A 13,051-nucleotide genomic window follows, 5' to 3' on the forward strand; every position below is an offset into this window, starting at 1 on the left:
CTCTAAAAAATACGATGCATACTTAAATCAATAATCCCAATAAAAATCTTAAAATGTAAAAAGCTGTCATTTTGTATATAATGACAACTTTTTAAAACCCAATTAACCAAACAAAACGATAGGTTCTTTTAGAAAGTTTTTTCTAAAAAAGAGGCTACTAAATTAAAACATAGCCTCTTTAGATTCATTAAGATATTTAATTCATAAATAACTCTTTTAAACCTATTGTAAACCTACTTGTATTAAAAATACATTACAAAATTAAGTTACAATTACTGTATTTATACTATCTCATAAGATAGTATTAAACTAATTAACCTCCAATCTTCAATATTTAAAATATCTTTTTTGAGTTTTATTTTTACCCATTTTTAATATCATCTTAATATTCATATAAAAAAATAAAGAGACCATTTATTAAAACAGTCTCTTTTAAAGTAAATTTGGAAAAAGCTAAAAATCTATTTTTAACGCCTAGCAAAATATTTTTTTCTATGCTTTTAATTCCTACCCCACTAGGTAGTTTAATTGTAAAATTTAAACTTTCGTTAATGTTAATCTAACTATTTCCTCCAATAAAAAGGTATGCTGCGCTTCTAATCCATTTACTTCACTCTGAATTTGCAGCACCTTAATTAACGATCGCTCTTTTAATCGAGTTTCTAAGTGCGATTTACGCAAACCTATCCAATCTTATTACCTTTGATAGAAATTTGTATAGTAATTAGTTTTGTAAAAAAGAAATAATCAAAAAATTGAATGACATTCATTAAATACAAAAATAAGATCCACCCATTGTTTTATATTTACTAATTAGGCTAGTACTTTTATAAGTTTAACCTACCCTTTTCCTTCAAACAGTAACCTTTAGATATACTTTATATTTAGTTTTAGAACAAAGTATTGGTATGATACCTTTTAGTTAGTCTAAATACGTAAAGTTAATATTACTTTTTGTAAGTCAATGTCATTGATATAGTTTCTCCTTTTCTAATTTCCCATTCTTCTTTAATTCCTTTTTTTGTGTACATAGGATCCGTAAAAAATGTTGGGTATATATAAGGAAAAAACAAACCACAATTACCAGGCTGTTTATAACAACTAGGTACGGACTTTAAGTATTCAACTGTTATTATAATATCTTCTTTAACAACTATATCTAGATTAGATAAATCTACAGTCTTCCAACCAACAAATTCATTATCTAAGGTTACAATAATATTTGATTTATTAATATACTTATAAGGTTTATTATCTTTAACATTATAAATATTAATTTTTAGAATTGAGTTTTTAAATGTATTCTCTTTAATATAAAAATTAAACTTTTTCAAATAACTAGACTTTTTAGTTCCCAAAGAAAACTTTCTTCCAATCTCATGCCCGGGTTTATTCCACATATATTTTTTAAAACTACTAGAAAACCTAATCATATCACTCGTATTAGTTCTAGTTTTACCTTTTGTATAAGTCTTCATTTTTTTGACTTTAAGAACAACTTCATCTAACTTCTCAAAAACTTTTACTAAGTAAATCTTAATCTTCTCGTTTTTTAAATCTTTAACTGTTATTTGTTTTGTTTTATAACCTAAACAAGAGAACTCTATAATGTCAGAATCTTTAAAATCACTCCTTAATAATTTAAAGTTTCCTTTTTCATCAGAAAATGTTCCTTCATTTTTATTTAATGCAATTATATTCACATAAGGTATCGTCAATTGTTCTTTATCCATTATAACTCCTGAAATAAACAATTCTTGTGAAAAAGAATTACTAACCCATATAATAAAAACTAAGCCCTTAATTAAAAAACTATTTATTTGATTGTTCATACTTTTTTATATTTATTCATCATCTTTATATCCCTATATAAAACATATTAAGAGTACGCAAAAGTAATTCGTTACCCTTTAAATTAAACCTAAAATTTTATCAAAAAAAGTTAAGAAAAAAATTGACCAACTCTAAACCAAAACTTTTACACACTCTATTTGTTTAAGTTAAAAACTAATTAACAAAACACTTAAATTAAAACTAGACAAATCTTCTATAACAACATAAATAAAAGATTAATTATTCATTTCACTTTTAATATAAAGTATAAAATGCTAATCTGTTAAAATTATTTCCATAGGTACTATAAAGTCAGCTCCTTCTTTTTCTTTATAAATTTCCCATTTTTCAAAATTTAAGACATATAACTCTCCTAAATCATTATAACCTTTTCTTTTTCTTTTTCTTTCCATCAAATCTATACTAGGAGCATAATAAGCCGAATCAACCCTGTATTTTTGAAAACTTAAAAGTTTAAAATTTCTTTTTAAACTATCATTTTTATTAAACTTTTTCTTATAAATGGGATAAGTTGATAGCTCTATTGGAGCCTCAAACATATTATTAATAGGTAGGAATAATTTTTCTATTCCTATAAAAAAACCATTTTCTGGGACTTCAAGATAATATTTAGAAAAATCTAAATGATATTTCTTTTGATTACTTCTAAGATATATCACTATACTTTTAGAAATAAGATCATTTCCAGGAGTTCCGTTAGCTATATTTCTATCAAAAACTCGTATTCTTACTTTAGATGGCCAATGATAATTTTCTTTAAACGTTATTGTTACAGTTTTTAAATAATTATATTTTTTTAGCTTACTATTACCTTTTATGAGCTGGGCAAAAATTCTTTTTCCTCTCTTAAAATAATTGGCATTTTTTTTCCCTTTAATAGAGCCTAAATATATTTCTTTAGTTTCTTTTTGTTTAACTATTACCTCATCTAAAATTTCTGTTTTTGGCTTTAAATAAAAAATTTTAGACTGTAAACTCTTAGCATCTACAAGTGTATCTTTATAATTCAAACATGATATCAATATTTTTGAATTTAATTCTTTTTCTTCTATTACCAATGAAAACTCTCCATTAACTGAAGTTGGAACCCCTTTATTTGTTTTTTTAAATTTTAAATGAGCATAAGCCACTGGTAAGTTTGTTTCATTATCTAATAATTTTCCTTCAAAAGAAATTAATTGGGCAGTAATACTTTTAGATAAAAAAAATGATAGTAATAATAATAATCTCATATATAAATAATATTTAATACACTGTTTAATCTTAAAATAAGTTAATTTTAATAAAATTTACAAAATAAACAGTAAGTAATTTTTTAAAGTTTTTAACTAAAAGCAAATAGACTTAAAATAATAGAAATATGTGAATGATTACTCCTCTAAATAAGTCCTAAATCAAGATTTAGGACTTATTTAAAATTAAATTTTCGTTAATCAAACTATTTCCTCCTTTAATAATACATACTGAACTTCTAGTCCTTTAACTTCATTCTGTATTTGTAATACCTTCAACTAATGAACACTCTTCTAATCGAGTTTCTAAGTGCGATTTTACTTTAGTCAACTTCCTAGAAAAATCTTGTACAAACTTTTTTCTGAAAAATTTTCTTGTATAAATGGCGGAAGAATTCAGGCACTAGGGAGGGAGATGCTTTTTATTAAAAACAAAACCCTCACAATTAAAAACTGTGAGGGAAAAATTGCGCTATGAAATCGATTAAGTACTCTTAAGAGCATTTGATATACCTTCCTGTATATTTAATCGCATGGGCGATAGCCATGGAGTTTAATTCCCCGATTCCTTACTTCGAATAGTTTTAAAACGTTTTCGGCTAAACACCCAACTGAGTAGTTCATTAGATAAGATTACTCTTCCTCTGAACTAGGTTCAGTATTTGTATCCGTATTACTCCCTGTTCTATTAGCTACTGCTTGATTGTATTGCTTGGCAAATTCACTTAGCCTATCTAACAACACTCCATAAACTACATTAGCACTTAATGTTTTATGTGCTTTTATATGCTCAACAAGCACACTATAAGCTTCGGTAGCTTCTTTTCTAAGTTCTAAAAACTTTATATCTGGTACATCTGCCCTTTCCTCAATACGCTCAATATACCTAGTATCAAATTCAATATTTGCTGCTTTTAGTTCTGCAAACCATACCTCTAAACTTAAATCAGTTAATGCTTGCGTTAAACTAGCTTCTCCTTCAATATCTTTTACAATACTATATAAAATTCCTGTTTGCTCATTATAAGCTCTTCTCGCAATATTAGCCCCATACCTATCTATAGCATCTAATACTAAATTTGCCTGAGTAGTTATTGCTTCTTCAAAATGGCTACCATAAGCAACAGCTAAAGTTCTTATTCCTGTAACGGCTTTATCTCTTCTGGCATCTAGTGCTTGAATTTCTTTAGTTATAGCACTTCCTTGTGCTAACTGAAAAGCATCAAACAACTTATTAAATACTGTAGTAAGTGTATTTAATGGCTCGGTTAACTGTAGCTCTGCTACTTCTTGTTTGTTAATAGTTTCTAAGGTTTGACGTAGGTATTGTACAAACTCTACATTACGATACCTTATTAAATTAGGATTTGTCATTGACTTTTAATTTTTATGATTTTACAATTTTTACTGAATGTAATTACAGGAAGTAATTCCATAGCTAACGCAATGTACATTTTTAAATTAAAAAATATAACACACTACTTGTTAAGTAAATGCTAAAAATTTCAGAAAACCTATGATCTGAAGTGTGAGGTGTGAGGTGTGAGGTGTGAGGTGTGAGGTAAATATTAAACTATCTTGACTAAAAATCAAAATAATAAATGACACACTTTAATGAATATTCCCTATTTCTATCTAATAACTCCTTTAACTCCTTAACTTCTTTAACTCCTTAACTCCTTAACTCCTTAACTCCTTAACTCCTTAACTCCTTAACTCCTTAACTCCTTTTAACTTCTTTAACTTCTTAACTAAAAACTCATAATTAATTACAAAATTGCTATGCACAAGGAAACATCAAATTGTAGACTTACAAAAGCTTCCTGCAATCAGAAAAGTCAAATTGTAAACTTGCAAAAGCTTCCTGCACAAGAAAACATCAAATTGTAAACTTACAAAGACTTCCTGCATTGAAAAATAACGTTTGTAAACTTACAGAACCATCATGCAATCGGTATTGACTTCTGTTAACCTTACAGAACCGCCATGCAATCGGTATTGACTTCTGTTGACCTTACAGAACCATCATGTAATCTGTATTGACTTCTGTTAACCATACAGAACCGCCATGCAATCGGTATTGACTTCTGTTAACCATACTGAACCGCCATGCAACCGGTATTGACTTCTGTTGACCTTACAGAACCACCATGCAATCGGTATTAACTTCTGTTAACCTTACAGAACCGCCATGCAATCGGTATTAACTTCTGTTAACCTTACAGAACCGCCATGCAATCGGTATTGACTTCTGTTGACCTTACAGAACCACCATGCAATCGGTATTGACTTCTGTTGACCTTACAGAACCGCCATGCAATCTGTGTTGACTTCTGTTGACCTTACAGAACCATCATGCAATCTGTATTGACTTCTGTTAACCATACAGAACCGCCATGCAACCGGTATTGACTTCTGTTAACCATACTGAACCGCCATGCAACCGGTATTGACTTCTGTTGACCTTACAGAACCACCATGCAATCGGTATTGACTTCTGTTAACCTTACAGAACCGCCATGCAATCGGTATTGACTTCTGTTAACCTTACAGAACCGCCATGCAATCGGTATTGACTTCTGTTGACCATACAGAGCCGCCATGCAATCGGTATTGACTTCTGTTGACCTTACAGAACCATTATGCAATCTGTATTGACTTCTGTTAACCATACAGAACCGCCATGCAATCGGTATTGACTTCTGCTAATCGTACTGAATCACCATGCAACATACGTTAATTTTAAATTATGAATGTTGAATTTTTAGTTATTAGTTATTTCAACGCTACCAACTAAAAACTATAAAAACCAAACTCTAAAAGCTTAATACAGGTTATTAACTAAAAGATTCCTTCACTTCGTAAACCTCGTTCGGAATGACAGTGAAATTTGAAACAATGTCATCACGATTGTAACGCAGTGAAAAGAAGTGATCTTTTTATTTTAAATGATAAGTTTTAAGTTATACTACTAATTAAAAATTAATCACTAACAACTTCCTCCCTCAACCCTATACCCCAAACCCGCCAAAGGCAAAAAAACAACTAACATTAAGGGAAAACCCTTAGATAAATTTCAGGGGAACTGAGTATTGCAATTCACACAAAAACCCTTTATGTTTGAAGCTTACAAAAACACAACAACTAACTAACAACCAATACAAAAAAACGCTAAAACCCTCTGTTATTTCATAGTATATTTACATTAGTTATTAATAAAAAAACCAATGTAAACATGAAAAAAGTAACATTAATAGTAGGTATTATAATAGGTATGTTATCACTAAACAGTTGTACAGATAATACATTAGAAGAAGTTGAAACTAAAGAACAACATAGAATCCAGTTCATCGACAAAGAAGACGCAACCAACTCTAACGGAGGTGAAGAAGACGAAATCGACCATGGCGAAAATTAGTATATATAGTCGATACATTTTTGTTGCGGTAGCAATAGTTACCGCCTTTTTTATACATGAAATTCCTCCTAATAAATCCAAAGCATATTTAGAAGCTAAAGAAAGTTATTTAAATAGCAGGGAAGAAAGAACTATTGCTTTAGAAAGATTAAAAAACATATCTAAAAATACATCTGAATATAAAGAGTATAAAAAACAAGCAAAAAAAGCAGATGAAAAGTGGGCTATTTTAAAAAAAGTTAAACAAAATGACTCTTTCTTAGGTTTTAAAAATTTTCAACATTTCTTAGGAGAGTTTGGCTGGGCATTTGGTTTATTTATTTACTCTTTTAGTTGTTTTATCATTTCTTGCAAAGAACGTAATGGTTTTAAAGACATTAAATTATTACATATTCCTGTAATATTTATTTCTATTTTCTACATTATTTATACCATTCAGCCTTTTCCTGATTACCCTAAAATAACTTATATATTTACTGCTGTTATACTTACTATATTTTTATCCATATCAGTTTATATAGTTGCTTCTAAAAACCTAAATTTAATTTTTTCATTGAAAGAAAACATAAGAGATTTAGTAGGTTTCGTATTGAATAACACTAAGGAAACGAAAGAGAGCGATAAATGGAATTTATTAGAAAAAATTTCTAAAAGAATATAAAATGGATGCAAGAAAAAAGGAAATACTATCAATTCTGAAGAAAGCTGACCTTATTCATGAAAAAGATCTTATAAATGAACTTTTAAAAATTCATAGCTTGACTGATCCTGAACAAATAAAACGAAAAATTGATAAGATGATTTCAGAAAACCAAAAATACAAAAGAGGGATAATGAAATTCTAACTTTTGTTTTTCAAATATTCCATTAACTTTTTATTTGAGTAAGTTTCTAATATTATTTTAAATTTTTCATTGTTAATAAACTTATCATAATTATCAATTATAATATCAACTACTTTATCAACCTCAATACTAGAATTATTTTTTATAATCTTATTTAAATCTTCTTGTATAAATGGTTCTCCTTCTCCACTCTCCAACCAATCCAAGTTTACAGTTGGAATTAACCTCTTCAACTTCAAAAGAAAATTACCAGAAATATCCTGCCTTTCCTTTATTAACATACTAATATAATTAGCGCTTACTTCAATATTTTCAGCAAAGCTTTTGTTTGTAAAACCTGACTCTTTTATAATATATTTTAAACGCTGTCCCTTATTCATAATTAAAAAAATATAATATATATTATTTTTTATTTGTTTTTATATAATAAAATTTATATTTTTATAGTGTGATACAAACAAATATATGTAAATATAACCTTTTAAGAGGTACAACTAGCGTATATAAGCCGTACAAGCATGTTTACAGTAAAAGAATAAAGAAAGTAACCTTATTAATAACTAAAAAATGTTTATCAACTACCCAAACCATCAGCAACCAATCCCCATACTTTATGAAAACAACCATACTTCACAATCATTACAGATTGTTAGCTATTGTAGAAGCCTATGCCAGTGTGTATAGTGATGATGTACAAAATGTAGTTTTGCAGAAGGAAATCATTGATACGTTGAGTGACGCCCGTGAAATACAAAAACAAGGTTCAGTACCCTTGTTTGTATTTCCTAATTAGGTTAGTGCTTTTATAAGTTTAGAAGGGTGCTTATAATTTTTACTAGCCATTTTTTCCCTGCAACAGGTCAACTATTAGGTGTGCTTTGTGTTTGGTTTAGTACACAATATCGGTTGCACGCCTTTTGGTTGACTAAACTACAGAAAAACGCAGACAGATCAAAGTTTTTTAAATAAAACTTGGCTATCGCCCTGCGATTAAAGGCTATCCTATGGTATTGAATTCTTAAGAAACATGGAAGCTTTATCTAGAATCGTATTATTAACTAATTAACATTTCTTTAACACAAATCAGTTAAAAAAGACTGAAAACGGCTAAAAAGTACCTTTTTCGATTACTTTTTGTAATGGAAAAAAGTACTCCTTTTACAAAAGGGCTATTTAATTTTGCCTAAAAAATTATCAATCTTAAAGTATTAATCTAATGAAAAAAGAAAGAGCTCCTGCTTATTTAAATAACACATTCCATTTTTAAAATTCTATAAACAATAATAACTAACCATTTACTTAAAAAATTCAAACAAATGAAAAACACAAAAAAGAAGCTTAAAAGACTAGTTTTATTAGGAGTTTTACTAATAAGCTCCTCACTAATAATGTACAACTGTCAACCTGATAATGATTCAGAACAAATACTCCATAAAAAAGAAGAGAAACAAGATTTTACTTATGAGGAAAATGTAGATATTTCTGAACATGAAGTAACTAAAGAACTTAGAATACCTAAAGACAAAACTACTTTTAGAGACACTAATTTAAAAACTTCTAACAAAAGCATTCCAGATATTGAAGTAGTTACCACTTCTGCATCAAGAGTAACTACTGCAGACCATCAGATATACACCTTTCCACTAAACAATAACTGTACAACAGAGTACGCACTGCAAAATTTAGCGGTTATAAAGAAGAATGATGGCACACTACAATACTTACTTATTAACTATATAAAAGCAGAAACCAAGAACCCTAATTTCCCTTACCATATTGAATACAAAACAATACCTAATGATTTAGAATTGGTCAATATTAATCAGTTACATAGAGGTGATAAAGCATCTAGTTCTAGTGCAAAAGAGGCTAGTGAAGATAGAAAATGTTATAGAATAGGTTTTTTACCTTGTAAATGTAGAGGAAAAGCTGACGGGCACAAACCTTCAGATTGCCCTAAATGTAAAGGAAGCCCTGTTGGTTTAATAGAAATAAGGTGTGGTGATACATCTGGAACTGGTGCAACACCAGACTATGAAGCTCCTCCGTGCCTTGAATGTGCAATAGATCCTGATGGTAATGCACCTGTACCTGTAGCTTTACCTTCTAATGGAGGAAATACCAGTAGCACAGGAAGCGCTGGCAATCCTCCACAACAATACACCCACAATGGTGAAATAATTTGCGATAGTAGCGGGGCTTGTAACGCACCTCAATTTATCCCTTTAATTTCTTCGCAAACTTTTGAACAAAAATTAGGGTTGAATGTAGAACAAATTAATATTTTAAAAAGTTTAGAAGGTGTTGCATTTAAGAGTCAACTAGAAGCTTATGCTGCAAAAAACAATTACTCTGAGCATGCTAAACAACAAATAAAAAAAGCTATTGAAATATTTCCTCATCTTAACTTTTTAATGAAGTACTGGCCTAAAAGTCCTGATGAGTGGGCTGTTATAGGCGAAGTTTTTAAAAGTATTGCTGGAGAATTAGCTTTAGGTTTAGTACCTGGATATGATTTTGTAGAAAGTGTGCAACATTTAGTAAAAGGAAATATAGGACAAGCTGCTTTGGCTTTTGGTTTTGGAATAGCTTCTTTCTCTCCTGCTATACTTGCTAAAATTGGAAAAGTAGGCATTAAACTTGCCAAGATTTTAAAAAAAATAATTAATATTGTAGAACCACTTTCCAAGGTATTTAAAAAAGGGTATAAACCTAAAATTGTAGACGATGTACTAGAACTGATAAACCGAAGAGGAAAAACAATTACTAGAGGAGCGGATAATGTAGAGGCTTTTACCAAAATCATTAATAACTCTAAATTAAATAAACATTTATTTGAAGGAGATATATCTAAAATTATAAAAGCTGATGGAAGCATAAAATATAAAGTTACTGGTGTACATTCTAATAAAGCTTTTTTAAAAGGTGATGTTAGGATTAAGTCTGGAACAAAGACAATTCCTAATTCTAAAGGATACTATAAAGCCAAAATTGAAGCTAAAATAGATGGTTTTATAAATGCCCAAGGTACAAACTGGAAGGTTAAGGAAAAAACTTCAACTTTCTTCCCAGATAGTTGGAGTATTGAAAAGATACAATCAGAAGTAGCTATAGCTTTCCAAAACAAGAAATTAATTCTTGGAAACAAATTTGAAGGAGTAATGTCAGACGGTACTAAGCTTAATATGTTCTTAGACGAATTAGACAATATTAAAACTGTATTTCCCATTTTAGAATGAAATTATTAAATAAATATTCGATAGATTTTAAATATATAAATAATCGAAAAACTGCTATTTTCCTAAATAAGCAAAGCGAAATTTTATCTCAATATTTAGATATTTGGAGATATCCTGATGAAATTGAAGATACGTTATTACCTGCTATAGAATCAGTCCTTATGGAAAAGGAAGTATCACAAGATATTGATGCTGACATGGTCGGAGTAGCCTACATAGAAAACAATTTAACTCGAATAGAGGATAGTGACATGGACTATGATAGTATAGTCCTAAAAACTAAAGACTTTCAAGAAATTGTACTGCAATGGATAAACTTCTTAAAAGAGTAAAATTACAGTAAAACTAAGAGACAACCAATTGTTGAATATTTCAACTGATGTTGTAACAGGTGTATTAGATGATGCACCTCAAATCGGAGTAGCTTTAATAAAATAGAATTATGAAAATATTAAAAAAGTATAACCTAGAAGTTAACAATAACCGAATCTCTTCAAAAGATAATGACAAGCAAATACTTACACATTTTTTATCTTTTTGGGAAAATACACAAGACATAAAAGAAGATTTATTGCCTGAGCTAAATCTAGTAATAACTAAAAAATTAAAATTTAATGATATTGGTGCTGATGTTGTAGGTGTAGCCTATGTGGAGAAAGAAATTACTAAATTAATAGGAAGTGATATAGGGCATTCTAATTTTGAATTACCCACCGAAGACTTTAAAAAAATAATATTGGAGTGGCTTTCCATTTTAGAAAAAGTAAGAAGCTAATAAATATATCAAACTGAAGCTCTCGAAGCTTCGGTTTTTTAATACTTTTTTAAAACTAAACAAAAAGAATTGATTATTAATTAAAATAGACTAATAGTGTTTCCATAAGGTGGTTTGAAGACACTAATGGTAACATTAAATCAATATTTCCTGAATTTTAATTTATAATGAAAATAACAGACATTTCTCAAGAAATAACATGGACCAAAGAAAAAGGTTTAAGGTTTCTAACTAAAGAAAAAGATTTTACTTTTTTAAACGAATACCTCAGTAATCAAAATGTAAATAATATTGACTCTGAAATAATAAGGTTAAAAAGTTTTAAAGAAGTAATGATGATGCCGTTTGAGCAAATTGAAAACTATATAGTTAATGAGCTTGAAGGTTTCAATATTATTAAAGAAAAAGTTTATGCTCACATTGCTGGCGCTCATAATTTTACAATTTCAGTTTTGTATGAGGTTAAAACTAACAGTATCGTTTTAAAACCCCCTTATTTTGAAGATACATTTAAAATTGAAATTGACAACTTATTAACTCTATTAGAAAAAACTAAATATTTATTAGAAGTTTTTAATGACTAAGTAAATATGACAATCTTCCAAATGCTGTTAAAATTATTGAAAATGGCGCAGATATTAATTTGGTTAAAAGAATAGATGATTTACCTTCTGCGCAGTTAAGTAAGTTAGACGATTTAATTAGAAATCAGAAGAAGCCAGCTGAGTTTAATGGTCAATTTGATTTTACAGCTACGAAAACAATCAATGGAAGGTAAGTTAGTGTAAGACATGATAAAAATGGTTTTCCTGATTTTACACCGCATGCCTCAAGCCCAAATCATGTTTTTAGAGCAGATGATTTGGTAGGTAATGGGAGAGATTTTACTAGAGCTAATAATGCTATTAGAGGTAGATTTGATAATGTAGAAACACTTAGCAATGGTAAAGTTAAGATTAATGGTATTGAACATACTTGGCACCATCATCAAGATGGAAAAACACTATTTCCTGTTCCAAGTGATATTCATAATGTCAGAAGTGGAACAGGTTTTGCCCATTCAGGAGGTGCAACAATTATTAGTAAAGGATTACAAGGTTTATTTGATGGACCAATTTTTTAAATTTTTATTATTATGACAAAAGATGAAATCTCACAAAAAGGAACATTAAAAGAAGTATCAGGTTTATCTACTTTTACTTTGAATTTATTAGTTCCTTATTTTAATAAAAGTATTAAAATTGAAGCTTTTAACTTACCTAATTTAGATACTTCTACATTAGAATTTTCTTTAATGACAGAGATAATTAATGAAATTTTAACTTTATCCGAAAAAAATAATAATTGGATAAAAGATGAATTATTTAAGCATTATAATGATACTATCACACATAGTAATTATGGGATGATTAATTATACTGATTTTGACACTGATTTAGAAGCTAATAAATCATATTTCAAAATTCAGAACTCAGAAATGGCTTTTGAAAAATCAGAGCTAATTTTGATACATTTTGATCTTTACTTTAAAGATTTTAGACACTTCAACCTTGAATTTGAATGTCCTTGGGAAGAAGAACATAATATTATTTTAAATGTACAAAATGGTGAATTTAATAGTATTAGTTAAATCCTGATGGTTTCATAATTGATAGCGCATACCCTTATATTAATATTTGTTTTTTTAT

The 13,051-nt window shown here is 28.8% G+C and carries 14 protein-coding genes and 1 pseudogene; 11 read left to right on the forward strand and 4 right to left on the reverse strand.

Annotated elements, in window-relative coordinates:
* Positions 1 to 947 precede the first annotated feature (947 nt).
* From ABNT65_RS07205 to ABNT65_RS07215, 3 genes are all read right to left on the reverse strand, one after another.
* Complete coding sequence (locus ABNT65_RS07205; protein ID WP_348747549.1) at positions 948 to 1,832, reverse strand: carboxypeptidase-like regulatory domain-containing protein; 885 nt, start codon at positions 1,830 to 1,832, stop codon at positions 948 to 950.
* Between the two features lie 276 nt (positions 1,833 to 2,108).
* Complete coding sequence (locus tag ABNT65_RS07210) at positions 2,109 to 3,086, reverse strand: carboxypeptidase-like regulatory domain-containing protein (RefSeq protein ID WP_348747550.1); 978 nt, start codon at positions 3,084 to 3,086, stop codon at positions 2,109 to 2,111.
* A 633-nt stretch (positions 3,087 to 3,719) separates the two neighbouring features.
* Positions 3,720 to 4,460, reverse strand: a complete 741-nt coding sequence (locus ABNT65_RS07215; protein WP_348747551.1) for a DUF6261 family protein — start codon at positions 4,458 to 4,460, stop codon at positions 3,720 to 3,722.
* A gap of 1,861 nt (positions 4,461 to 6,321) precedes the next feature.
* Between ABNT65_RS07215 and ABNT65_RS07220 the strand changes: the two genes are divergently transcribed.
* Genes ABNT65_RS07220 through ABNT65_RS07230 form a run of 3 tightly spaced genes read left to right on the forward strand, consistent with a single transcriptional unit; the run spans position 6,322 to position 7,349 of the window.
* A complete protein-coding gene (locus ABNT65_RS07220; RefSeq protein ID WP_348707520.1) occupies positions 6,322 to 6,504 on the forward strand; it encodes a hypothetical protein in 183 nt (60 codons plus the stop codon).
* On the forward strand, positions 6,491 to 7,165 hold the full coding sequence (locus tag ABNT65_RS07225) for a hypothetical protein (RefSeq protein ID WP_348707522.1): 675 nt from the start codon (positions 6,491 to 6,493) through the stop codon (positions 7,163 to 7,165). The genes ABNT65_RS07220 and ABNT65_RS07225 overlap by 14 nt, the downstream gene beginning before the upstream one ends.
* Position 7,166: 1 nt before the next feature.
* Complete coding sequence (locus ABNT65_RS07230; RefSeq protein WP_348707524.1) at positions 7,167 to 7,349, forward strand: hypothetical protein; 183 nt, start codon at positions 7,167 to 7,169, stop codon at positions 7,347 to 7,349.
* Here ABNT65_RS07230 and ABNT65_RS07235 read toward each other — a convergent pair.
* Positions 7,346 to 7,729, reverse strand: coding sequence for a helix-turn-helix domain-containing protein (locus ABNT65_RS07235; RefSeq protein ID WP_348747552.1), 384 nt, complete (start codon positions 7,727 to 7,729; stop codon positions 7,346 to 7,348). The genes ABNT65_RS07230 and ABNT65_RS07235 overlap by 4 nt on opposite strands.
* Positions 7,730 to 7,962: 233 nt before the next feature.
* Here ABNT65_RS07235 and ABNT65_RS07240 point away from each other — a divergent pair, with 233 nt between their 5' ends.
* From ABNT65_RS07240 to ABNT65_RS07275, 8 genes and pseudogenes are all read left to right on the forward strand, one after another.
* On the forward strand, positions 7,963 to 8,142 hold the full coding sequence (locus tag ABNT65_RS07240; RefSeq protein ID WP_348702745.1) for a hypothetical protein: 180 nt from the start codon (positions 7,963 to 7,965) through the stop codon (positions 8,140 to 8,142).
* Positions 8,143 to 8,665: 523 nt separating this feature from the next.
* Positions 8,666 to 10,588: an EndoU domain-containing protein gene (locus ABNT65_RS07245; protein WP_348747553.1), complete on the forward strand. Its 1,923-nt coding sequence runs from the start codon at positions 8,666 to 8,668 to the stop codon at positions 10,586 to 10,588.
* A gap of 161 nt (positions 10,589 to 10,749) precedes the next feature.
* Positions 10,750 to 10,920 carry a hypothetical protein gene (locus ABNT65_RS07250; protein ID WP_348747554.1) on the forward strand — a complete coding sequence of 57 codons (171 nt, stop codon included), beginning with the start codon at positions 10,750 to 10,752 and terminating at the stop codon, positions 10,918 to 10,920.
* Between the two features lie 110 nt (positions 10,921 to 11,030).
* Complete coding sequence (locus ABNT65_RS07255) at positions 11,031 to 11,363, forward strand: hypothetical protein (protein ID WP_348747555.1); 333 nt, start codon at positions 11,031 to 11,033, stop codon at positions 11,361 to 11,363.
* A gap of 167 nt (positions 11,364 to 11,530) precedes the next feature.
* Positions 11,531 to 11,947: a hypothetical protein gene (locus ABNT65_RS07260; RefSeq protein WP_348747556.1), complete on the forward strand. Its 417-nt coding sequence runs from the start codon at positions 11,531 to 11,533 to the stop codon at positions 11,945 to 11,947.
* Between the two features lie 59 nt (positions 11,948 to 12,006).
* Positions 12,007 to 12,141: a hypothetical protein gene (locus ABNT65_RS07265; protein WP_348747557.1), complete on the forward strand. Its 135-nt coding sequence runs from the start codon at positions 12,007 to 12,009 to the stop codon at positions 12,139 to 12,141.
* A 24-nt stretch (positions 12,142 to 12,165) separates the two neighbouring features.
* A pseudogene (locus ABNT65_RS07270) lies at positions 12,166 to 12,486 on the forward strand (HNH endonuclease); the annotation flags it as partial.
* Between the two features lie 12 nt (positions 12,487 to 12,498).
* Positions 12,499 to 12,993 carry a DUF6985 domain-containing protein gene (locus tag ABNT65_RS07275; protein WP_348747558.1) on the forward strand — a complete coding sequence of 165 codons (495 nt, stop codon included), beginning with the start codon at positions 12,499 to 12,501 and terminating at the stop codon, positions 12,991 to 12,993.
* Positions 12,994 to 13,051: the final 58 nt, after the last annotated feature.

The sequence above is a fragment of the Tenacibaculum sp. 190524A02b genome, from assembly GCF_964036645.1.
Taxonomy (GTDB): domain Bacteria; phylum Bacteroidota; class Bacteroidia; order Flavobacteriales; family Flavobacteriaceae; genus Polaribacter; species Polaribacter vairaonense.